Origin of the sequence: Spirosoma sp. KNUC1025, assembly GCF_045160025.1 — a bacterium.
In the GTDB taxonomy this organism is placed as follows: domain Bacteria; phylum Bacteroidota; class Bacteroidia; order Cytophagales; family Spirosomataceae; genus Spirosoma.
Map to the genome: position 1 here is coordinate 5,816,271 of NZ_CP087139.1, position 21,078 is coordinate 5,837,348.

A 21,078-nucleotide genomic window follows, 5' to 3' on the forward strand; every position below is an offset into this window, starting at 1 on the left:
TAAAATTAGATATGGTATCAACAGCAAAGGCCGGAATCGACAAGAATCCGGCCTTTGCTGTTGATACATACTACGTGTTTACAAGTTTGCGTCCTCCCGGCTATTGAACGTATCACCCTGATTGATGTCGCCCGTTCGAAGCCCTTTTTTGAACCAGTATACCCGCTGGGCCGACGAACCGTGCGTAAACGCATCCGGCACTACCTGGCCCTGGGTCTGCTCCTGAATTTTATCGTCGCCAATTGCATTAGCCGCTGTCAAGGCCGACTCTACGTCATTCTGATCAATGGAAATGCTTTGACCCTGCGCATGATGCGCCCATACACCCGCAAAAAAATCGGCCTGAAGTTCCAGACGTACCGACACCCGGTTGTACTCCCGTTCGCTCATTCGCTGACGCAGTTCATCGGTTTTATCCATAATTCCCAACTGCTTCTGCACGTGATGGCCAATTTCGTGCGCCACCACATAAGCCATAGCAAGCTGACCGGGCGCTTCGAAACGCTTAGCGAGTTCATCATAAAACGACAGATCGATGTATACTTTCTGATCCAGCGGGCAGTAAAAAGGTCCCATCTGTTTTTGGGCAGTACCACATCCCGACGAGGTCATGCCGCGAAACATGACCAGAGTTGGTGCCTGATATTGACTTCCCTGCTGGGAAAACAACTTCGTCCACACATCTTCAGTACTGGCGAGTACCTTCCGCGTAAATGATGCTGCGGCATCGTCGGCCTGTTGGTTAACCGGTGCGGCAGACTGCGAACTCTGGTTCAAAATGTCGGATGGATCGCCACCCAGCAGCATCACAATAACGGCAATAACCACTGAACCGATACCGCCACCTACAAGCAGTCCTCCACCACCGCTTCCCCGGCGGTCTTCGACATTGCCACTTTCACGTCCTCCTAACCAACGCATGATTTTTTTTCGTTAATAAATGGTGAATGATTTTAATAATTCCGCTGGCAACACTACTGTTTCCAGCGGCAAAATGTTTAACCACAGCTCAACTATTCATCGGGGTTTCGCCCGCTCGTATTGCACAGGCCATTTTACGTCGTCGCCCAGCGCATGAGCTGCGTGCAGCGGAAAATAAGGATCGCGCAACAGTTCACGTGCCATAATGATCAGATCGGCCTGTCCATCTGATAGGATCACTTCGGCTTGTTCGGCCGACGTAATCAATCCGACAGCCCCCGTTAGTATGCCTGTTTCCTGCCTGATCCGTTCCGCAAAAGGCACCTGGTACCCGGGACCCACCGGAATCTTCGCACTCGCTACGTTTCCACCCGTTGAACAGTCGATAACATCTACGCCCTTATTTTTCAGTACAGCTGCCAGTGCTACCGAATCGTCGGCGGTCCAGCCACCTTCAGTCCAGTCAGTCGCAGAAATTCTAACAAACAGGGGTAGATGTTCCGGCCATACTACTTGGACGCGCTCAACGACTTCCAGTAACAGGCGAATCCGGTTATCAAACGAGCCGCCATAAGCATCAGTACGCTGATTGCTCAATGGCGACAGAAACTGATGGATTAAGTAACCGTGAGCTGCGTGAATTTCAATTACTTGGAAACCAGCAGTCAACGCCCGTTTTGCCGCTATTTGAAAATCGGCCAGTACTTTTTCAATGCCTTGGTCTGTCAAAGCTGTTGGCACTGGTCCATCTCCCTGAAAGGGAATGTCGCTGGGCGCTACGGTCTGCCAGCCCCGTGGTTCGTCAGGAAAAATCGCGTTTCCGCCCTCCCACGGACGCCTGTGGCTGGCTTTTCGACCGGCATGAGCCAGCTGGATACCTGCCACCGACCCATGTTGCTGAATGAATTGCGTGATACGTTTCAGCCCGTCGATATGCTCGTCTTTCCAGATACCCAGATCGTCGGGTGAGATACGTCCTTCGGGCGATACGGCTGTTGCTTCGGTAATAATCAGACCCGCTCCACCTACAGCCCGGCTTCCCAGGTGAACCAGGTGCCAGTCGTTGGAAAAACCATCTTCGCTGGAATACTCGCACATGGGCGACACAACGATGCGATTTTTTAACTGAATACTACGCAATGAAATCGGAGAAAAAAGAATAGACATAGGTTTCTAATCAGGTTGTATGGTGTATAAACATTCGGTAGTTGGATGGCGTTTAATCAAAACAAACAAAACCTCAACGATTATGGCAGTAGACACAAAAATTGATCGGCGCGACGATGTCAAACCGACCGAAGGTGAGCACAAATACGGCGACGTTGAATTTGCTGACCGTACCAACAAAAAATATCCGATTGATACGCCCGAGCACGTCAGGGCGGCCTGGAGTTACATTAACCACAAAGACAATGCCGCTAAGTATGATGCCGACGAAGTAGAGGTGATTAAAGACCGGATCAGAAAAGCGGCTAAGAAACACGACATTTCGATTGAAGCGGATTGATGCTCTATTTCGTCCGTCCTAAAATCAAACATGCCCCAGTTACATAACTGGGGCATGTTTGATTTTATAGAAAGACCAAGCTTAAATCTTTTCTTTTACCACCTTGACGTCTTTCTTGGCCTGATCTTTAATCAGTTCGCCTTCTTTCTTGACCCGGTCTTTGCGGGCTGCTTTCAACGCTTCTTTATCACCGCTCATTTTGGCAGCTTCACGTTGTGCTTTGTTCATTTTCAGAGCGGCCTTATCGGCAGCCACTTCGCTCTTCGCTTCAACAACGTCGGCTTTCTTTTTCATCTTGCTATCCTGCGCCTGGGCAACGCCCAGGGTCAAGGCCATCATGGCCAGAACAACTACTACTTTTTTCATAAGTTTGGGGGAATTTCCCATTAGTGAGTGATTTTGTCAGACGCTCCTGTTAGCAGGACAACGTACCTTTACGTAACATCCGAAACCACACGCTTGTTTACAGGCCTCCCCTTCCAGCACCTTTGGCCAAAAAGTAGAACCTGACAAAAGGCAGCATTTTGCAATTAGCTCAGCATTTCGTTGTTACGTTCGGCGGCTTCGTCGGTGAGCGTCGTCAGGACTGAGTGCGACAGGTTTGTCTCACTATCTTTACCCATGGCCCGCCGTTCGCCAATTCCGCCCGGATCGGGCAAGGTTTCGTTGACTACGGCCATTACTTCAGCCATCAGGTTTGGAGCCGCTGCCTGCATGAATACGCCCACTTTAGCAGGTAACGTAAGAATTCGCTCAGCTTCACCGTAACGGCAGGCATCTATGATTTCGCGGGCACTGCTCGTCGAATCCATTGTCAAAAACGGCAGGGAATCGCTGATCTTAAAGGCGGCATATTCTTTTTCATTCTGCCCTTTGAAGATGGCATTTCGCGGACTCCCTGTGCGCATCAATCCCGGGCAGACGGTAGTGACGTAGATGCGCTCTTTTGCAACTCAGCCCGTAACCCTTCCGAATAACCGACAAGGGCAAATTTACTGGCAGAGTATGGAAGCAGATGCGGTACCGATACTTTCCCACCAATGGAAGCAATGTTCACGATACGTCCCCGCGATGAAGCACTGTGATCACGCGCCAGCATTTGCGGTAGAACGGCATTGATCATATGAAAAGACGCCCAGAAATGCGTATTCATCGCTTCCTGAAAATCGTCTTCGGTGGCATGCTCATAAGGGGTTACAATAATAACCCCAGCATTGTTGATCAGTACGTCAACGGGCCCGATCGCCTGCCGGACATTTTCAACAAAATGCTCAACCTGGTTTTTATCCGTAATGTCGCAGACTTGTGTGTAAATCGCCACCCCGTACTGCTGCAATTCGGCTTTGGCCTGATTGAGCTCTTCCTCATCACGAGCACAAATACCCAGGTTTGCGCCTTCCTGTGCTAACAATCGCGCCAGTTCGAGCCCTAACCCACGTGAACCCCCGGTGATGATAATGGACTTGTCGCGAAAATCAATTTTTCGCTTCTGGGCCAACAATGCTTTGGTGGCAACCCATGCACCAAGGCCAGCCAATCCCCATAGCACGGCCTTCGCTTGAATCGAAACACTCATAGTTTATATAGATCGTTCAACTATGATAACAGGCGTTTGGCCGGAAGGTTATAATCAGCAAGGCAGCGTTCGCTGGCGGGGCAATTGTAGGTGTAACGGATTCGGGCAAATTAGATTGGTGGGCTTGTCGGCAGCGTTACCCCCGTTTTGATTCAATCCGTGTTTACTAAATTATCTGTACGGTAGTAGCTATAAAAAATTCCTTCTCTCAACGGAACGAACCCATATTTCGGGTGAAAAACCGAATACCGAGATACGTATAGAGCACAATGCCTGATGTTTCGAGCGTGGCTTCAACATAATTTTGCCGATATATACCGCCAGAGATATCCTCCATCCAGTCACTCAAGGCCCAAAAATAGCCTGCAAAGGCCAGTAAAGCGCCAACCCCGACAAGTATTAAAAGTAGAATCTTATACATATTTATCTATTCAATCAGTGCATCGTCATCTATGATGCCCAAAACCATGTTAGGGTTTAACTAACTCCCGCAACTTTCTTTTGTTAGGATTTTAGTATTAAAATGTAATTGTCTTTACATATCTCAATACGGATTGGCAAATTTGTCGAACAAACGAAGCATTTTTTAGTGAACGTTTGGAATTTTTCAAACTTCGTCTATTAATAGGCGGTACATTTATTGAACGGCACCATTATTCGGAAGCCAGATTTTAACCCACCAATTAGCATAACGTTACGTTTGTACGCAAGACCAGGCTGTTGATCGGGTACGTACTCAGAAACGATTCATTTGCGTTCTTAATGTATATTCCTTGTCATTTTCTGCCAGTATGTTCCAAATCCGTCATCTAACTGCGTACCTCGAAACCCTTGCTCCTCTCTCTTATCAGGAATCTTACGATAATGCAGGCCTGATCGTGGGTGACCCCACAACTGATATTAAGGGAGTTCTGATTACACTCGATGCTACAGAAGCGGTCGTTGACGAAGCCATTGCCAAAGGCTGCAACGTAGTAGTAGCGCACCACCCGATTGTATTTAAAGGACTCAAAAAACTGAACGGCAAAACTTACGTCGAACGAACGGTAATTAAAGCCATAAAGCACGATGTCGCTATTTACGCAGCTCATACCAATCTGGATAACGTAGCAGGGGGCGTTAATTTCAAGATAGCGGAGAAGCTGAACTTACAAAACGTTCGTGTGCTGGCTCCTAAAACGCAGGTACTCAGCAAGCTGATTACGTTTGTACCTGTAGCCGGTACGCAGCGAGTGCTGGATGCCCTTTATGCAGCGGGAGCGGGCCAGATTGGTGACTACAAAAACTGTAGCTTTCGGGTAACGGGAACCGGTACGTATCAGCCGGGAGAAAACGCAAATCCGGCAATTGGCGAAGTTGGTGAATACCATGAAGAAGCCGAAAACCGTATTGAGGTTATTCTGCCCACCCATCAGCAGGCTCAATTGCTGGCGGCTCTTAAGGAGGTCCATCCCTACGAAGAAGTTGCCTATTACCTGACAACGCTAGACAATACTAATCAGGAAGTTGGCTCGGGTGCCGTGGGCGATTTAGCGGAGCCTATGGATGGCAGCTCGTGGCTTACTTACCTCAAAGAGCGCATGGACTTACAGTTGATTCGGTATACGGCTTTGCCCGAGCATCCAGTCAAGCGAATAGCCGTTTGTGGGGGCGTAGGTAGCTTTTTACTGCCGGATGCAATCCGGGCGGGAGCCGATGTTTTTGTGACGGCCGATTACAAATACCACGAGTTTTTCGATGCCGATGACCGAATTACTATCTGCGACATTGGCCACTTCGAAAGCGAAGTCTTTACGAAAGAATTGATTTACGGGCATTTGGCAAAAAAATTCACTACTTTTGCGGTAATTTTATCAGAAACGAACACGAATCCGGTTCGGTATTTCTAATGAATAATGGACAATGCGTAACGCAAAATTTTCAACTATTTATATTTCAGAAAGTTAGCTCAGATTCATTCTCCATTAAACACGCGGAATCGCCCACGCGGTTCATCATACATTAAAACACAACTCTCCGAATGGAACTTACGATTGCGCAAAAATTAGACGCCCTTCTGAAACTGCAATCCTTTGACTCTCAATTAGACGAACTCATAAAAATTCGCGGTAGTCTGCCTGAAGAGGTCCGTGATCTGGAAGACGACATCGCTGGATTTGAAACACGTATTGGCAAGTTCCAGGCTGAAATCAAAACCCTTGAGGAAGATATTGAGCGCAATCGAGTAGCTAAGAAAGACGCAGAAAAGCTGATTACCAAGTATAAAGATCAGCAAATGAATGTTCGCAACAACCGCGAATTCGATGCTATTTCCAAAGAAATTGAACTTCAGTCGCTGGAAATTGAACTGGTTGAAAAACGCGCCAACGAAGCACAATTCCGGGTTCGGGGCAAGGAAGAAGAAATCAAGAATACACAGTCGGCGCTTAACGAACGGAAAGAAGATCTAAAAGCCAAAAGACAGGAACTGGATCAGATTACGTCGGAAAGTCAGGAAGAAGAAAAAGCCATTATTCAGCAACGCGACGAACAAGCGCAAACCATTGAGCCACGCCTATTGAATTCTTACAATAAGATTCGGGGCAATGCTCTTAATGGTCTGGCTGTAGTTACCGTAAAACGCGGTGCCTGCGGTGGCTGCTTCAACGTAGTACCTCCCCAGCGCCAGGCGGATATTAAGGATAAAAAGAAAATCATCGTCTGCGAACACTGCGGCCGTATTTTTGCGGATGTTGAAGGTGTACCCGAACCAGCGCCCGTTGGCCGTGGCCGGTAGAAAACCACAAAACACCGGGCCGAAATCCGGTGCAATTGCACGTATTTTTTCAATTGCACCGGGTTTCAGCCCGGTGTTTTTATTTATACTCACCCTCACGCCAGCGCTAACCTACGGTCAGGATTTTGTCTGGACACCTGGCTTGCAGCGGGCGTACGCTGACCTGCAAAAACTTAAAGTTCGGCCTGCCCAACAGCTGCTGGGGCAAGAAGCAAGGACAAACGGGATTCGCATTTTCGTAGATGATTACGTCGACATGATGACTCTGGTCAGCTCCGACGATGATCGGCGGTTCGAAGCCATTCAGGATCGTGAAGATGAGCGGCTCGATGTACTGAAGAAATTAGACGACAACTCCCCCTGGAAACGGGTTGTGCAGGCAGAAATACGCCTTCACTGGGCATTCGTAAAGCTTAAATTTGGTAAAGAACTAAGCGCCAGCTGGGACGTAATCCGGGCTTATAAACTTCTGGTAGAAAACCATAAACGGTATCCCGATTTTCTGCCTACGTACAAATCGCTCGGAACGCTACACGTCATGATTGGCTCTGTGCCCGACAATTATGCCTGGGTGGCTAATCTGCTCGGCCTGCACGGAAATATCCGGCAGGGGCAACAGGAGCTGCAACGTGCCAAGCAGGACCCGATTTTCCGGCTCGAAGCGCAATTGATTGATTTGATGGTACGGGCTTACGTCCTGAAATTTACAGATGCAGACGGGCAAACGATGCAGCGCTTGGTCAGCGAAAACCCCGACAATCTATTACTTCATTTTTTCGGAGCCACAATTGAACAAAAAAATGGGCACAGTGAACAGTCGCTGCTTTATCTGAAGACTCGTCCCACTGATAAGAGCTATGCTCAGTTAGCAATTATCGAAAACATTCTCGGGGATATTTATATTCAGAAAGGCGAGTACGCTATCGCAGCGGATCATTTTCAGCAGTTTCTAGCTACTTATAAAGGGCAGAATTTTCTGAAAGATTCGTACTATAAATTGTTTCTCTGCCGCTGGCTGGCCAATGAGCCGGATGCTCAATCCCGACCGTTTCTGCAAAAAGTCACGAGTACGGGTCGAACCGTCGTTGAATCGGACAAAGCTGCTCAGAAGTTTGCAGAAGCTTATTTAAAAAAAGGCGTAACGCTGAACGACAAGGTATTGATGCGGGCACGGCTGGCCTCCGATGGTGGCTATACGGATAGTGCGCTGGCCTATTTACGTCCGTATAGCGAAGCAAAATTTTTGACTGTGGCCGAAAAAGCGGAATACAACTACCGCATGGGCCGCATCTATCAACGACGAAACAGCCCTGACGAAGCTATACCTTACCTCAACCGTGCACTTTTGCTGAGCGAGCCCGACCAGTTGTCGTTCGGCGCTACGTCGGCTTTGCAACTAGGCTATATCCACCAACAAAAGAACGACCGGACGCTCGCCCGCTCGTTCTTCCAGAAAGCGCTTAGCTTCAAACGTCACGAATATAAAAACAGCGTCGACAACAAAGCAAGGGCCGCTTTAAATCAGTTGTAAGGGGTAAGCAGCGGGAACGGCCGGGACGAATGCCATAACTTCGAGTTATGGCATTCGTCCCGGCCGTTCCCGCTTCCTGACTCGTCTCTCTACTTAATCTTCAATAATCAGGTCATTAATTAATCTTGGCTCGTAACAGTTCTGATGAAAATCCTGGTATGCCTCAGTACCGTTAAACCAGTTCAGGACATATTCTTTCATCAAACGAGTTTGGCTGGGCAGCATTATCCTTGCATATGAGCTAAAGGGATACTCTTCAAAGCACTCACAAATACCGTGGCTTTGAGGATTTCGATGGATATACGCCACTAAATTCGTAAAGTACTTTTCACTGGTTACCTCTTTACGTTTGAAATTCTTCTGGAGTAGTTTCGAGGCTGATAAAATAGATTGTCGCTGTTGTTACCTCGATTATAGATGTGGTAGTAATTTCCTTCAATTAACGGTGGATAGTAATGTTGGTGGACTGACACACGTGTAATTAATTAAGCCTGAAATGGTAGAAAAATAAAGACGAGATGAATGCCATAACTCGAAGTTATGGCATTCATCTCGTCTTTTTATCTACTCCAGAGCAGCCACACCCGGAAGTGTTTTACCTTCCATATATTCGAGGAGGGCTCCACCGCCTGTCGATACGTAGCTCACGCGGTCGCCGTAGCCCGCCTGATTAATGGCAGATGCCGAATCACCACCGCCAATAAGTGAGAAAGCCCCGTTTTCTTCTGTTGCTTTTACTACGGCTTCGGCGATAGCGTTCGTGCCTTTGGCAAAATTCTCGAACTCAAATACACCCATCGGGCCATTCCAGAGAATGGTTTTCGACTGAAGAACAACATCGGTGAAAAGCTTGATGGTTTCGGGACCGATATCCAGACCCTGCCAGCCATCGGGAATTTGCCCCGTAGCCACAACCTGGCGGTTGGCATCGTTTGAGAATGCATCGGCACACAGATTATCCAGAGGCATATAAATTTTAACCCCTTTTTCCTCTGCTTTTTTGATCAGTTCAAGGGCGAGTTCCTGTTTGTCGGCTTCGAGCAACGAGTTCCCGATCTGACCACCTTTCGCTTTTGTAAAAGTGTATGTCATACCTCCGCCAATGATCAGGTTATCGACCTTATCCAACAGTTTTTCAATAATCAGAATTTTATCAGAGATTTTCGCTCCGCCCATAATGGCGGTGAATGGCCGCTCGGCACTATCCAACACCTTTTTAGCATTGTCTAGCTCAGCCTGCATCACATAACCGGCTATCCGATCCGCGAAAAATTGACCCATAACAGCGGTACTCGCATGAGCACGGTGGGCCGTTCCAAACGCATCATTTACCCAGACATCCCCAAGTTTAGCGAGTTTTTCGGCAAATGCTACGTCGCCTTTTTCTTCTTCCTTGTAGAAGCGAAGGTTTTCGAGCAACAGAATTTCGCCAGGCTTCAGGCTGCCAGCCTGATCAGTAGCTGACTGGCCTATGCAATCGTCGGCAAATTTCACATCACGACCAAACGCTTCTTTGAGCGCAGGCAGCAGATGTTTCAACGAATATTTTTCTTCGGGGCCACCTTTCGGCCGACCGAGGTGTGACATTAAAATAGCCGCCCCGCCGTCGTTAACAATCTTCAACACGGTTGGAATGGTGGCTTTGATACGAGTATCGTCGGTGACGTTAAACTCTTTGTCGAGGGGCACATTAAAGTCTACCCGAACGAGGGCTTTCTTGCCAGCAAAGTTGTAGGAATCTACTGTTTTCATGCGACTGCGTATGGTCGTTGGTTTGCAGGTTCAAACTTAGCGGTTTTTCGGCAGATGAAAGCGTGAAGTTTGTTGACAATCGTTAGAGAGTGACGATGCGTAATGCCGTAAAGCGAGCGATCTGATCGAAGTCAGCATCATTATGTAGAATCGGCATATCGTAGAAAATCGCGTAATGGGCAATCAGGCAATCGTTGGGTTTGCGAGTCGTTATGCCTTTTTTACGTAACGTACGGTATAACTGGGCTGCTTCGATAGCGGCCTCAACAGGGTCTAGCATCAGCATCGTGTGAGCCATCATACCCTCTTTTACAGACTCATATCGGCTATCATCCTGTACGCCCTGTAAAACTTCCTGTAAAATTGTCGGCGTACTATAAATCCGTTGGTCAGCCGTTATATATTGAGCAACTAACGTCACTTGCTCAGTTTGAATCCCCCAAAGACCATTGACCCAAACTGATGTGTCAACAATCATTGGTCCCATTCAGTTGGAGTCTCGTCAGTTCGCATTTGTTCTAAATCGCCATCCCACTTTACCTTACCAAATAAGGATAGCAAACCCTGGCGCGCTTGTCGATCAACGTATTCTTTAAGCGCCATCTCAACGACAGCCTTTTTTGTTTTCAAGTGACTTACTGTTATTGCCTTTTGAAGTAATTCATCATTAATATCAATATTCGTTCGCATAGCTTCTTCGATTTTATACACATCAGTATTTCCCTTCACTCCCACCGCCACCAAACTCTCCACCACCAAATCGCACGCCGTTTTCTGGTGCACGATGGGCGCCCGCTGCCGCTTGCATGGATGCCAGCGTACTCATATTCGTCAGAAGATCATTGGGAGAATCTTCGTCCGCTACGTCTGTAAATCCGTATTTGGGCTCACGTAGGTACTGGATACCCGCGACGGCTATCAATATCAGCACCAATCCACCAATCGCCAGAGCAGCATTGAGCGGAACCAGCGTCTTGTATTCATGGACCGTAACGACTGCGGCAATCCAACCAATCACCCCCAGAATAACCAGCATCCGGTTTTTCTTTGCCAGCCCCTGCCATAAATAAATAGTAGGAATCACAAACGTCAGCAGCCAGAACAGCCACCACAAGGAGATCTCCGGGGTCTCCTTATGCTTGGAAGCTATAAAGCTTGGTTCTGACAATAGGCCGTTGAATTCGCGTACTACGTAGTAATTTCCGCTGGCCGCCAGCACGATAAGCGCAATCCACTGGGCCAGGTTTAGCGGATCGGTATAGTATACCTGTTTCGGATTCTGCCGGAGTATCTGCTTCACCGCCAGATAAAGCCCGGTAGACACGCCCATCAGTACAAATGGTAAGACGTCTTTCCCCCAGTTGTATTTGATAAGGCCATCGAAAATGAATGTATAAAACGTAGCCAGCGCAAAAAAAGCGATAAGCGTATCGCCATAATACCAGAGGATCAGCAACAACAATGGCAACGTAATGAGGCAGTGCGTTGACAGCGAAAGTTCATTCGGTACTAACTGATTCATACCAAATGCCAAAAATCCAGCTAATGTGGCCACAAACGCATTGTCGACACCATTGCGGTAAAGAAGCCTCCGGTTGATTAGTAGCTGACCGACAACGCCTATGCCAATTCCGAACGCTACGTTGAATAATCCATAGGTCGTTTGATCCCCTAACAAAGCTGAAAAAATACTGGCGGGCAGTAGATAGCAGGCCAGGATAGCCACCGTTGTAAACAGAAACAAACCAATTTCGATAAAACTGTTCGTCTGTCGAAATTCTACCGGATAGGTGTGCCGTATGGTAGTGATTTGCTCGTCAGACAGCAACCGCTGCTGATACCAGCGTTCTGCCTGCCCTAAAATCTCCCGATTATAAATCCACTGTTCGTTATACGCTTTCATGCCGATCTGTTTCCTTTTGGCAACTGACTCATCAGGTAATAAACCAAAGCGATGCCCGTCAGGATGAAGTACCAGTAATAAATATTGTCGCCCAGGCTGCCCAGGCGCAGGTAATGAAAAACGACATAGGTAAACCCGATATAGCCATACACGACGCTGATGAGCAGATACACGAACGAGCCGGCTACGTTAGCAGACAACCGACGTTCGCGCCGGGCGTATTGATCGAAGGCAACACACGTAACAGCCAGCCCCAGAGCAAACCATTCCCACACATCCTCGAAGTTGAATAAACCACCCAGCAATGCCACCAGCAACAGATTTCCGGCAATGGTCAGGTACGTGTAGGTGAAATGGGGTTTAATCCGCTGGCGCTCAAGCCCCAGGGCTAGCCCGATCAGTACCAGCGCCAGCCCAATAGCCGAGTAGACGGTTTTCTGATCGAAGAAGTTTGTTTTGAAATACAGCTCAAGCGGCCTGACCGTTACGCCCACCCACGAAATCAGGGCGGTCAGCGCCATACCCAGAACACCCCGATGATCGAACCGGTACGCTAACGGCAAAAATAACACAGCCGGAAGCAAGGTTACCAGGCCATAACGGGTTCCAAAAACGTTGTAAGCGTATTGAGCGTAGCCTTCAAGTGTCAGAAACAGCAGGCAGGCCAGAATCAGTGCGTAATCCCCGAACGACGACCGGCTTTTGGTTTGACCAGGTGTCCATTCGGGCCGGAAGCGCCACGCAAAAATAAAGCACCCAACACAGGCCAGCGCGATAACGGCCAGCAATGCCCCATGCCCAATCTGATCGAAGTTATCGTACACCAGTAGCCCCAGTCCCGAGCTCAGCAGCAGAATACCCAGGTACAGCATAGAGCGCAATTCCCAATGGAGAGAAAACGGCTTCTTCTGCTCTATTTCGGCTATTTCAGTCTGTTGAGCGGGTGCTACAATTCCTTGTTTACTTAACTCGCTCAGTACGTCGTTTGGGGACATAAACGGTCATTTTTGTGTTCTATATATATGGTCGGACGACAGAAAACTTATCTTACCCCACGTTATTATCTCGACAATTTCCGCTACGTACTGGATTTTGTCAAACGACTCTACGGTAGTCTGTTAAACGATGCTGAATGGGATTTTGTGCACCGATTTGAGCAATTAGGTCTCGATGCGCAATGTCTGTACGTTCGATTAAGTAATCGCAAAGGACTCTTTTTCCGAGTTAACAAACTACAGTACAACGAAATAACTGACTTACCGGCAGCCGTTGGCGAATTAATCACCGCCGGATTTATCGAGCGATTATCGACCCATCATGAAATTATGGGCGAGGACGTACTCAGCGTTTTTACCAAACCAGAGTTGATGGAACTGTTGCCATTAGAACCAGAAGAAATCAAGCCACTTTCCAAAGAAAAGAAAGAAACGGTTGTGCGCTATGCCTTACACGAACTCGACTTCGGCGAAACGGTCACGAGTCTGACTACGCACGAAACGGTTGTTAAAATGAATTTTGAGGCTGAGGGTATGATGATAAAATACCTGTTTTTTGGCAATCGAAGCGGCAGCATGACCGAATTTGTGGTACGTGATCTGGGCATGGTCAATTTCGAGCGGTACGATGAAAGTAAGCTAACGGCCCGCTTCCGAACCCGGAAAGAGGTGGAGGATAAACTGCTGATTTCGCTGACCAGCGAAGAGTTTTACGATCTTAAAGAAGCCGAAACATCCGCCGAAGACATTTATAACTGGTTTCTGAACTGGAACGAAACGCGCCCTGAGCTGACCGAGATTGCCATACCCGGCTATCAGAAACTGGTGTGCCGCGTTGGGGGCTACCTCGAACGACAGAAACTACCCGATCAGGCTTTGGCCGTTTATGAACTTTCAGACCGCGTACCTGCTCGTGAACGACGCGTTCGGTTATTATTTCGCAACGGATCAGTAGACGAAGCCCTGGCCCTTTGCGACGAAATTGCCGTGAACCCGTTAAATGCCGAAGAACGGTATTTTGCCAATGATTTTCGCGAGAAAATATTGAGTGCAGGCGAAAAGAAACGGACACGTAAGGCAACAACGCGCTTTTTGTCGGATGCCGAGAGTGTCAACATTCCGGCCGCCTATCGGCATCATGTCGAAGCGGGTGTGATGAATTACTACCTGGAACAGGACTACGACGCAGCTTTCACGGAAAACTACCCCTGGCGCGGACTGTTCGGGCTGATTTTCTGGGATATTATCTACGATGCCAACGTATCGGCGATCCACCACCCACTGCAACGCGCCCCATCGGATTTTTACCTGCCCGATTTCTACGTAAAGCGCGAGGATTTACTAAAAAAGCGGCTGACCGAGCTAGCGACGAAAGACGATTGGCGACGCCACACAGGGCGGATGTTCAATGCCAAATACGGCATCACAAACGTACTGGTGGATTGGTCGGACGAGTTACTGACGCTGGTGCAGCGAATGATTGATCTGCTAGACGTTGAACAACTCCGGCTGATTCTGCTCGAAATGTCCCGCAATCTTCGTGAGCACACCCGTGGTTTCCCCGATTTATTGATCTGGAATGAGCAGGGCCGCTACGAATTTGTAGAGGTAAAATCACCCACTGACCATCTGGGACCTCAGCAACTGCACTGGCTGGAGTTTTTCCAGACCATTGGTGTTCACGGCAAGGTTGTGCGGGTAATCTGGGAGTTATAACCCTGTAATTATTCGAGCACTACACATAACCAATTCGCATAAATACCGGGAACTGTACGTCACGCTCGTCGGCCCCCCAAAGTGGCTCTAGCTCTTCGCCTAGTTCGTTGACGGGATCAGCTTTGTTTTCATGTATGTATTGCCGCACGGCCGACCAGGTTCGTAAGTAATTCAGGAAGCGTTCAAGCGACCAGGTACGTTGGACGGTAAATTCGGCACGCTGGGCGTCGGCAAAGGGGAACGGCAACGTAGCATAGGCATTATCAATAAATTTTCGCTGCGGGTCCCAGTACGGTCCAATCCGGTTTCGGTAAAAATCCCGCAAAACGAGATCCAATTCTGACGATGGATTAGCCGGATCAAGCTGCACTAATCCATATCCCCATTCAGCCAGCGTAGCCCCAGGTTGAGCCACCCGACGTACCTCCCGATGAAAAGCTTCAATGTCGAACCAGTGAAGTGCCTGCGCTACGGTGATCAGATCAAATGAGGCATCAGCAAAGGGAGTCTGTTCGGCGGAGCTAAGTTGATAGTGAATGTTCGGTTTCTGAGTGGCACGGTCAAGTTGTGTTTCACTAATATCAGTTGCTTCAACCTGCTCGAACACATCGGCCAGAATACCAGCGACTTGCCCATTACCCGTGGCGCAGTCCCATGCCCGCTGCCGATTCCGGGTAAAGGAAAGCACAAAATCATATAATTCAGTGGGGTAATCAATACGATACTGGGCGTAGAGGTCGGCATGACCTGAGAAGCGATCAAGTGGTATCATAATTTTTATTTTTCCAATTTTAAACGTTTTTCAGGAACAACTGTCTAACATTTGGTTCATTAGTAAAAACTGAAGCTAAAATTGGGTTATCATCTGAAACCATATATTTTTGCGAGGCTTACCCAGTACCTATTACCAATCTGTTCATTCAATTTACTGCTTACCTGATCTCATGAAAAAACCATTTGGCATTCTGATCGCTTCGGCTGCGTTGGCCGTAGCTTCAATCGACGCTAACGCTCAGGCACCCGCCGACATTCCGGCAGATATGAATGCCCTGATGACGAAGTATACCTGTATTGCCTGTCACCGCCCAAATCAGCGCCTGGTTGGACCGGCGTATGTTGATGTAGCCAAGAAAAACTACACCGACGAGCAGATTGTAGAACTGATTTATAACCCCAAACCAGAACACTGGCCAGGTTACCCTCCAATGGCACCTATGAAACAGGTTCCGAAGGAAGACGCTACGAAGTTGGCGTCGTGGATTAACTCGCTGGATGGTACGCCTTCCAAGTCCTCGAAAAAGTCGTCGACAACTAAAAAAACGACCAAAAAAACAGCGTAATTACTTTCCAGACTTTTACTACGAACAAAGCCCATTCTTGCCTAAGAATGGGCTTTGTTCGTAACCAACCCGATTGGCCTGTCAGTAGCTCACGATTAACTTTTTTTCAGCAGGTTTCTCCCGTGTTTTTTGCTCTGGCAAATTTCCCATAGTGATCTGCCCCTGAGTTGGTGGCTCAATGGAAAACGACTGCACAAGCCTGACATCGTTTTTGCTCAGTTCAACGGTATACTTACCAGGGGGCATGTCCAGCAAATTAAAATACCGTCGGTACCTGGCAACATACTCATATTGATTATAAACCTTCTCGCCCGCTTCGTTGCGAATAACAACCTGAACCGGTCCATGAGTAGGGTTATTAAAAATAACATTTATCCGACCCGGAATGGTGGTTACCGGAAAAATAACTGCCTCCAGGCCGGCCGGTACGTAATCCAGTTTAGGCTGCCCCATAAAGGTCTGTGCATGAGCGCTCACCGTTGCCAATAAGCTGGCAGCTATAACAGTCTGAACTAACTTGCAGCGCGCAAAGATGTGATTTAATTCCATAGTGTTTACTGGTTAAATTGATGTGGATAGATAGCCCGGCTTTGGGCCGGAAGGGTATTGGTTGAATTGCCAGGGCATTGAAAATCACCTGCTGAAGTTATCCCATGCGATTTTTATTGCTCTTACAATGGGTTAGTCGGCCTGACAACAAATCAGGGAAACATCGAACCCAAATATTCATAAAGAGTCGTTTGAGCTTCCGAAAACAGATCTGACAATGGGGTCATACAAAAAAGCACCGGATTTAAGACCGGTGCTTTTTTGTAGTCTGTAGCCCTAAGTTGCGATGCTTTATGGCTATTGGATACGTAATGGTACGTTACTGACGCTGAACGTATTACGCGTATTGAGCGAGGGCTACAGATTTGTTGCGCGTGATCGTCATGTTATTCCTGACCTGTGTTTGCCACTACGGTACGTTGCCGAACAGCTTCATAAAGTACGACGCCCGTTGCAACCGATACGTTTAGCGAACCGACGGCTCCCAAAAGGGGTATCTTCACGTGGGTATCGGCCATACGTAACAGTTCGGGCGAGATGCCGTCTTCTTCTGACCCCATAATGACCGCAATGGGCCCTGTTAAATCGGTGCTACGTTCATAAAGATCACGGCTCGATTTTTCGGTGCAGGCCACAACCGTAATGCCCGACTCCTGCAAATATTTAACGGTTTCGGCTAAGTCAGGTTCGCGGCAAACGGATATATGATTCAAGGCACCTGATGAGGTTTTCATGGCATCGGAATTAATGGCGGCAGCGCCCCGGCCTGGTATCACAATACACTGCACGCCCGTACATTCAGCCGTCCGGGCAATAGCGCCAAAATTCCTGACATCAGTAATACGGTCAAGAAGAAGCAGAAATGGAGTTTCGCCCCGTTCAAATACGTCGGCAATTACGTTTGAGAGTTTAACGTACTGAACCTGAGCCACCAGACAGATTACACCCTGGTGGTTCTTGCGGGTCATACGATCCAGTTTCTCGACCGGTACGCGCTGAATCGTTACCCGATTCTGGAACGCCAGATTCTGGATATCGGGGTTGCTTAACCCCTTTTCCATGTAGAGTTTATCGATCTGCTGATCAGACCGGAGTGCTTCAATAACAGACTGAATCCCAAACACCATTTCATCGGGTTGGGGACGAAACTGAGGGCGGGGGCGAGATTGGCGATTAAAATTCTGGGGCATTTATTTTAATAATTGAATGACTGACTTGTTGAATGATTGGATTACGTTTTGCTAACCTATTCAACAAGTCAGTCATTAATTTATTCACGTATGGCACCGGTTCGCCAGGCTTCCACAATTGGATACCAGATTGGCTGATACTCGATATAACGGACCAGCTCGTAATGGTCATCAACAAACTGGTTGGCCTTCTTGGTGAATGTAAAATTCACTTCTGAAACATTGGCCCGGCGATTATAAACCCATACTTCGCGTTCCCGGTTCCGCTGCACCCGGTCGGGCGCACCCAGCACAATGTAAATCATGCCTTTATCCGTTTTCCAGCCTTCCTTATAGGTCGTAAACAGCCGATTAGCTTCTTCAACCCGATCAAAATAGGCTTTGATGGTCTTTTTAGCTACGGCCTCATTTCCTGACATAAGACCCAGCCAGTAGCGATCAAAGGCTTTTTTGGTATCCTGAGCCTGATTCAACTCCCCAATCTCGCTGCTCGTGCTCATATATAATACGGGTTTGATGAGCTTTTCGGGACGAGTAAGTTTTGGAAAACGTTTGTCGGTTACCAAAAGGCCAATACCTGATTCAGCCGTCGTGTCTTCCACAAAATAATACAGCCCATCGCGCGGAATAATGAATGGCTGATTGGTATTGATGGTCAATGTTGAATCGACCGTTAGGGATCGGGTAGTTGGCCGGGAGGTCGTATTCATGGGCGAGGATGCGGCATCGAAATCATGGTGATAGCGAACACCAAAGAGGGGCTTGCCCGTACCGTTAACATCCCCAATAATTACCGTGTCGCCCACATTTACGTAGTTACGTAGCTGCGGCTGCTTGCCTGTTTTATCAAACAACGTAAAGCGTTCGCTCAATTTAGTGGCTTTGAATCGCAGCGGCAAGTCATTACGTGCCTTTGTGCCGCTATTGGCTTCGGTAATTTCAGTGAGCAGAACAGCCGTAGCCGCATCTTTTGGACGTTTTACGTCGAACGTCAGCGTAAGATGATCGCCTTCCTGCGCGATAGACTGCGCATTCAGCGGAACGGTTCCGTAGCCCAGCCGATCCCGATTGTTGTAATCGGGATACATGACGTAGGCAATCGTGAAATGTTCTGCAAAATCATTCGGATTCGTCACGGGGTCGCCGGTTGGCGTCTTCGCCGTTAAATTCATGTAAACCCGAACACTGGTGGTATCGACAGCCAGAAATTTCCCTTTAATCGAGGTGACCATCCATTCGCCGGTAGTTTTGGCAGATATAGCCGGGGTTGTGCCTAATGCAGGGCCATCAGTCATTACTTTTACTGGTGCCGGGCTTTGCGCCGATGAGCGTGTATCGCCGGAAGCAGCACCAGTACGCGGCAAATTACCCGCTTCAGTTGATGGCATCGTACGGCCACCTAGCTGACTATCGGCAGGGCGGGCCGTCGGTTGGTTCCGTTGTGCTTCGGTACGGGCATCGTAAGCGGCATTAATACGATCTTGCTGTTTTTTCTTGGCAGTCGAGCAAGCCGACACAAGAACAATAAAAATCAGAGCAGATAAAGTACGCATAAATGATAGTCCTAACGCTTAAGTCTTTCGGGCAATTTTTTCAATGTAAGTATATCGGTAAAATCAAACGGTATCGATTCCGTTACGTCCAACTTATTTTGGGTCAATCCGGAAGGATCTTTGAATCCATCGTTGGTAAATTAACCCAACTACTTACTATTAGCAGCCTTTTATTACGTTATTCTTTATAACGAAAAAATCAGGCCATTTGGGTTACCGGGCGCCCGCATTTTTCTTTAGCTCTACAAAAGACTAATTTTGTCGATTGAATTGCAAGCGTATGTATAAGACTACAGAAATTACCTCTGCCGAAATCACCTCGGATAATCCCGTCCACCAGCGATTGTTGTTTCCCTATGTTGAAGCGGCCACGATGGTAAGCGGGAACGTACTCGAAATTGGTTGCGGCTGGGGTCGTGGCCTGGAATTGCTCACTAAAGCCGCTGACCATTATACGGGTATCGACAAAAATCAGGAATTGATTGCGGCTCTTGGTAAAGCTTATCCAGACGCTACGTTTATTGCTGCCAATATTCCACCGCTCCGTGGTTTAGCCGACAATACGTTCGATTACATCGTTACGTTCCAAGTGATTGAGCACATCGAAAACGATGATTTATTCATCAAAGAAGCGTACCGGGTTCTGAAACCTGGCGGCAAACTTCTGCTCACCACCGTTAATAAAACGTTTTCACTCACCCGCAATCCCTGGCACGTTCGGGAGTATTATGCAGATGGCCTGAAATCGTTGATTACCAACTATTTTCCTAAAATAGAAACCCGAGGTATTCACGGCAACGAGAAGGTCATGACGTATTATCAACAGAATAAAGAGTCGGTCAAAAAGCTAACGCGCTTTGACATTTTTAATCTGCAATACCTACTTCCCCGCCGACTCCTGCAAGTACCTTACGATCTGATGAACCGATTGAATCGTAACCGGCTTTTGCAAGCAGACGGACTCGCGGCAGAAATAAACTATACGGATTACGTAGTCAGCAATGATCCAGCCGGAAGTCTGGACTTTTTTTACGTAGCAACCAAATAAACAGGCAAGCCCGAAGAAACTCCTGGTTGCAGTTTCTTCGGGCCTGAATTTTCCGGGGGAAATTCTAAATCAGCTTATCCTCAACGGCCATTCTGACCAGTTCTGCGGCATTACGTACCTGTAATCGGCGCATCATATTTGCCCGGTGATTATCTACCGTCCGAACGCTGAGCTGGAGTTTTTCGGCTATTTCGCGGCTGCTCATTCCATCAACCAGAAACTGCAAAATTTCTTTTTCTTTATTCGAAAGCTTCGACTGACGTTCGGTACGTCCGTGCCGGCTTCCTTTTTTTAGCTGCTGCATGTAGCCGCTCAAAATGATCGATGCTACGGGTGAGCTATAATACTTTTCTCCGGTAGCGATAGTCCGAATGGCTTTTATCATTTCATCGGACGAAGAATCTTTCAGGATATACCCGTAGGCTCCCGCTTCTACCGACTTAAGAATATAATCTTCATTGTTGTGCATGGACAACATCAGCACCCGCACATTTTTATACAATCGACTGATAACCTGCGTCGTTTGAATACCCGACATACCCGGCAGGGAGATATCCATTAGAATTAATTCAGGAAGTTTTTCGGGTTCCGACTGATGCGCCTTGAGTTTATCGAGGGCTTCTTCCCCATCATTAGCTTCGTCAATAATTTCTAGATTATCGGCTTGTTCCAGCAAGAGCCGGATGCCGTCCCGAACGATGGAGTGGTCGTCCACCAACAT

23 protein-coding genes are annotated in these 21,078 nt (G+C 47.9%); 7 read left to right on the forward strand and 16 right to left on the reverse strand.

The window, feature by feature from the left end; all coding sequences use genetic code 11:
* Nucleotides 1-78: 78 nt before the first annotated feature.
* Both LN737_RS25435 and namA read right to left on the reverse strand, forming a co-directional pair.
* On the reverse strand, nt 79-921 hold the full coding sequence (locus LN737_RS25435; RefSeq protein ID WP_405513209.1) for a neutral zinc metallopeptidase: 843 nt from the start codon (nt 919-921) through the stop codon (nt 79-81).
* A 96-nt stretch (nt 922-1,017) separates the two neighbouring features.
* Entirely contained in the window at nt 1,018-2,088 is a 1,071-nt protein-coding gene (gene namA, locus LN737_RS25440) for an NADPH dehydrogenase NamA (protein ID WP_405513211.1), read from the reverse strand.
* Nucleotides 2,089-2,170: 82 nt separating this feature from the next.
* Here namA and LN737_RS25445 point away from each other — a divergent pair, with 82 nt between their 5' ends.
* Nucleotides 2,171-2,428: a DUF6582 domain-containing protein gene (locus LN737_RS25445; protein WP_405513213.1), complete on the forward strand. Its 258-nt coding sequence runs from the start codon at nt 2,171-2,173 to the stop codon at nt 2,426-2,428.
* Nucleotides 2,429-2,509: 81 nt separating this feature from the next.
* Here the strand turns inward: LN737_RS25445 and LN737_RS25450 are convergent, their stop codons facing one another.
* From LN737_RS25450 to LN737_RS25465, 4 genes are all read right to left on the reverse strand, one after another.
* Nucleotides 2,510-2,794: a hypothetical protein gene (locus LN737_RS25450; protein ID WP_405513215.1), complete on the reverse strand. Its 285-nt coding sequence runs from the start codon at nt 2,792-2,794 to the stop codon at nt 2,510-2,512.
* Nucleotides 2,795-2,958: 164 nt separating this feature from the next.
* Entirely contained in the window at nt 2,959-3,336 is a 378-nt protein-coding gene (locus tag LN737_RS25455; RefSeq protein WP_405513217.1) for a hypothetical protein, read from the reverse strand.
* Nucleotides 3,336-4,004: an SDR family NAD(P)-dependent oxidoreductase gene (locus tag LN737_RS25460; RefSeq protein WP_405513219.1), complete on the reverse strand. Its 669-nt coding sequence runs from the start codon at nt 4,002-4,004 to the stop codon at nt 3,336-3,338. Before LN737_RS25460 ends, LN737_RS25455 begins: the two co-directional genes overlap by 1 nt.
* Before the next feature lie 208 nt (nt 4,005-4,212).
* Nucleotides 4,213-4,425, reverse strand: coding sequence for a hypothetical protein (locus tag LN737_RS25465; protein ID WP_405513221.1), 213 nt, complete (start codon nt 4,423-4,425; stop codon nt 4,213-4,215).
* Between the two features lie 370 nt (nt 4,426-4,795).
* Between LN737_RS25465 and LN737_RS25470 the strand changes: the two genes are divergently transcribed.
* From LN737_RS25470 to LN737_RS25480, 3 genes are all read left to right on the forward strand, one after another.
* Nucleotides 4,796-5,893, forward strand: a complete 1,098-nt coding sequence (locus tag LN737_RS25470) for a Nif3-like dinuclear metal center hexameric protein (protein WP_405513223.1) — start codon at nt 4,796-4,798, stop codon at nt 5,891-5,893.
* A gap of 131 nt (nt 5,894-6,024) precedes the next feature.
* Nucleotides 6,025-6,780, forward strand: coding sequence for a zinc ribbon domain-containing protein (locus LN737_RS25475; protein WP_405513225.1), 756 nt, complete (start codon nt 6,025-6,027; stop codon nt 6,778-6,780).
* A gap of 73 nt (nt 6,781-6,853) precedes the next feature.
* Nucleotides 6,854-8,311, forward strand: coding sequence for a hypothetical protein (locus LN737_RS25480; RefSeq protein ID WP_405513227.1), 1,458 nt, complete (start codon nt 6,854-6,856; stop codon nt 8,309-8,311).
* 564 nt (nt 8,312-8,875) lie between these two features.
* Here LN737_RS25480 and LN737_RS25485 read toward each other — a convergent pair.
* From LN737_RS25485 to LN737_RS25505, 5 genes are all read right to left on the reverse strand, one after another.
* Nucleotides 8,876-10,063 (reverse strand): phosphoglycerate kinase, encoded by a 1,188-nt coding sequence (locus LN737_RS25485; RefSeq protein ID WP_405513229.1) that lies wholly within the window; start codon nt 10,061-10,063, stop codon nt 8,876-8,878.
* A gap of 82 nt (nt 10,064-10,145) precedes the next feature.
* Nucleotides 10,146-10,541, reverse strand: coding sequence for a PIN domain nuclease (locus tag LN737_RS25490; protein ID WP_405513231.1), 396 nt, complete (start codon nt 10,539-10,541; stop codon nt 10,146-10,148).
* Nucleotides 10,538-10,753 carry a type II toxin-antitoxin system VapB family antitoxin gene (locus tag LN737_RS25495; RefSeq protein WP_405513233.1) on the reverse strand — a complete coding sequence of 72 codons (216 nt, stop codon included), beginning with the start codon at nt 10,751-10,753 and terminating at the stop codon, nt 10,538-10,540. The genes LN737_RS25490 and LN737_RS25495 overlap by 4 nt, the downstream gene beginning before the upstream one ends.
* A 22-nt stretch (nt 10,754-10,775) precedes the next feature.
* Nucleotides 10,776-11,966 carry a hypothetical protein gene (locus LN737_RS25500; protein WP_405513235.1) on the reverse strand — a complete coding sequence of 397 codons (1,191 nt, stop codon included), beginning with the start codon at nt 11,964-11,966 and terminating at the stop codon, nt 10,776-10,778.
* Nucleotides 11,963-12,961, reverse strand: a complete 999-nt coding sequence (locus LN737_RS25505) for a DUF2157 domain-containing protein (RefSeq protein WP_405513237.1) — start codon at nt 12,959-12,961, stop codon at nt 11,963-11,965. The genes LN737_RS25500 and LN737_RS25505 overlap by 4 nt, the downstream gene beginning before the upstream one ends.
* Nucleotides 12,962-12,988: 27 nt before the next feature.
* On the opposite strand from LN737_RS25505, the gene LN737_RS25510 reads away from it, so the two are divergent.
* Nucleotides 12,989-14,677: a VRR-NUC domain-containing protein gene (locus LN737_RS25510; RefSeq protein WP_405513239.1), complete on the forward strand. Its 1,689-nt coding sequence runs from the start codon at nt 12,989-12,991 to the stop codon at nt 14,675-14,677.
* Nucleotides 14,678-14,696: 19 nt separating this feature from the next.
* Here the strand turns inward: LN737_RS25510 and LN737_RS25515 are convergent, their stop codons facing one another.
* Complete coding sequence (locus LN737_RS25515) at nt 14,697-15,449, reverse strand: class I SAM-dependent methyltransferase (RefSeq protein ID WP_405513241.1); 753 nt, start codon at nt 15,447-15,449, stop codon at nt 14,697-14,699.
* A 172-nt stretch (nt 15,450-15,621) separates the two neighbouring features.
* Here LN737_RS25515 and LN737_RS25520 point away from each other — a divergent pair, with 172 nt between their 5' ends.
* On the forward strand, nt 15,622-16,017 hold the full coding sequence (locus LN737_RS25520; protein WP_405513243.1) for a c-type cytochrome: 396 nt from the start codon (nt 15,622-15,624) through the stop codon (nt 16,015-16,017).
* Between the two features lie 81 nt (nt 16,018-16,098).
* Here the strand turns inward: LN737_RS25520 and LN737_RS25525 are convergent, their stop codons facing one another.
* From LN737_RS25525 to LN737_RS25535, 3 genes are all read right to left on the reverse strand, one after another.
* Nucleotides 16,099-16,566 carry a hypothetical protein gene (locus LN737_RS25525; protein WP_405513245.1) on the reverse strand — a complete coding sequence of 156 codons (468 nt, stop codon included), beginning with the start codon at nt 16,564-16,566 and terminating at the stop codon, nt 16,099-16,101.
* Nucleotides 16,567-16,952: 386 nt separating this feature from the next.
* On the reverse strand, nt 16,953-17,756 hold the full coding sequence (gene rlmB / locus LN737_RS25530; protein WP_405513247.1) for a 23S rRNA (guanosine(2251)-2'-O)-methyltransferase RlmB: 804 nt from the start codon (nt 17,754-17,756) through the stop codon (nt 16,953-16,955).
* Between the two features lie 80 nt (nt 17,757-17,836).
* A complete protein-coding gene (locus LN737_RS25535; protein WP_405513249.1) occupies nt 17,837-19,309 on the reverse strand; it encodes a GWxTD domain-containing protein in 1,473 nt (490 codons plus the stop codon).
* Between the two features lie 280 nt (nt 19,310-19,589).
* On the opposite strand from LN737_RS25535, the gene LN737_RS25540 reads away from it, so the two are divergent.
* Nucleotides 19,590-20,357: a class I SAM-dependent methyltransferase gene (locus LN737_RS25540; protein ID WP_405513251.1), complete on the forward strand. Its 768-nt coding sequence runs from the start codon at nt 19,590-19,592 to the stop codon at nt 20,355-20,357.
* A gap of 64 nt (nt 20,358-20,421) precedes the next feature.
* Here the strand turns inward: LN737_RS25540 and LN737_RS25545 are convergent, their stop codons facing one another.
* A complete protein-coding gene (locus LN737_RS25545) occupies nt 20,422-21,078 on the reverse strand; it encodes a response regulator transcription factor (protein ID WP_405520517.1) in 657 nt (218 codons plus the stop codon).

What these genes read in the sequence shown, in the direction of transcription:
- LN737_RS25495 (WP_405513233.1), bottom strand. Translation starts at nt 10,753, where the DNA reads ATGCGAACGAATATTGATATTAATGATGAATTACTTCAAAAGGCAATA.
- LN737_RS25525 (WP_405513245.1), bottom strand. Translation starts at nt 16,566, where the DNA reads ATGGAATTAAATCACATCTTTGCGCGCTGCAAGTTAGTTCAGACTGTT.
- LN737_RS25470 (WP_405513223.1), top strand. Translation starts at nt 4,796, where the DNA reads ATGTTCCAAATCCGTCATCTAACTGCGTACCTCGAAACCCTTGCTCCT.
- rlmB (WP_405513247.1), bottom strand. Translation starts at nt 17,756, where the DNA reads ATGCCCCAGAATTTTAATCGCCAATCTCGCCCCCGCCCTCAGTTTCGT.
- LN737_RS25485 (WP_405513229.1), bottom strand. Translation starts at nt 10,063, where the DNA reads ATGAAAACAGTAGATTCCTACAACTTTGCTGGCAAGAAAGCCCTCGTT.
- LN737_RS25475 (WP_405513225.1), top strand. Translation starts at nt 6,025, where the DNA reads ATGGAACTTACGATTGCGCAAAAATTAGACGCCCTTCTGAAACTGCAA.
- LN737_RS25505 (WP_405513237.1), bottom strand. Translation starts at nt 12,961, where the DNA reads ATGTCCCCAAACGACGTACTGAGCGAGTTAAGTAAACAAGGAATTGTA.
- LN737_RS25500 (WP_405513235.1), bottom strand. Translation starts at nt 11,966, where the DNA reads ATGAAAGCGTATAACGAACAGTGGATTTATAATCGGGAGATTTTAGGG.
- LN737_RS25515 (WP_405513241.1), bottom strand. Translation starts at nt 15,449, where the DNA reads ATGATACCACTTGATCGCTTCTCAGGTCATGCCGACCTCTACGCCCAG.
- LN737_RS25450 (WP_405513215.1), bottom strand. Translation starts at nt 2,794, where the DNA reads ATGAAAAAAGTAGTAGTTGTTCTGGCCATGATGGCCTTGACCCTGGGC.
- LN737_RS25540 (WP_405513251.1), top strand. Translation starts at nt 19,590, where the DNA reads ATGTATAAGACTACAGAAATTACCTCTGCCGAAATCACCTCGGATAAT.
- LN737_RS25435 (WP_405513209.1), bottom strand. Translation starts at nt 921, where the DNA reads ATGCGTTGGTTAGGAGGACGTGAAAGTGGCAATGTCGAAGACCGCCGG.
- LN737_RS25460 (WP_405513219.1), bottom strand. Translation starts at nt 4,004, where the DNA reads ATGAGTGTTTCGATTCAAGCGAAGGCCGTGCTATGGGGATTGGCTGGC.
- LN737_RS25510 (WP_405513239.1), top strand. Translation starts at nt 12,989, where the DNA reads ATGGTCGGACGACAGAAAACTTATCTTACCCCACGTTATTATCTCGAC.
- LN737_RS25455 (WP_405513217.1), bottom strand. Translation starts at nt 3,336, where the DNA reads ATGCGCACAGGGAGTCCGCGAAATGCCATCTTCAAAGGGCAGAATGAA.
- LN737_RS25535 (WP_405513249.1), bottom strand. Translation starts at nt 19,309, where the DNA reads ATGCGTACTTTATCTGCTCTGATTTTTATTGTTCTTGTGTCGGCTTGC.
- LN737_RS25465 (WP_405513221.1), bottom strand. Translation starts at nt 4,425, where the DNA reads ATGTATAAGATTCTACTTTTAATACTTGTCGGGGTTGGCGCTTTACTG.
- LN737_RS25545 (WP_405520517.1), bottom strand. Translation starts at nt 21,078, where the DNA reads ATGTTGGTGGACGACCACTCCATCGTTCGGGACGGCATCCGGCTCTTG.
- namA (WP_405513211.1), bottom strand. Translation starts at nt 2,088, where the DNA reads ATGTCTATTCTTTTTTCTCCGATTTCATTGCGTAGTATTCAGTTAAAA.
- LN737_RS25520 (WP_405513243.1), top strand. Translation starts at nt 15,622, where the DNA reads ATGAAAAAACCATTTGGCATTCTGATCGCTTCGGCTGCGTTGGCCGTA.
- LN737_RS25490 (WP_405513231.1), bottom strand. Translation starts at nt 10,541, where the DNA reads ATGATTGTTGACACATCAGTTTGGGTCAATGGTCTTTGGGGGATTCAA.
- LN737_RS25445 (WP_405513213.1), top strand. Translation starts at nt 2,171, where the DNA reads ATGGCAGTAGACACAAAAATTGATCGGCGCGACGATGTCAAACCGACC.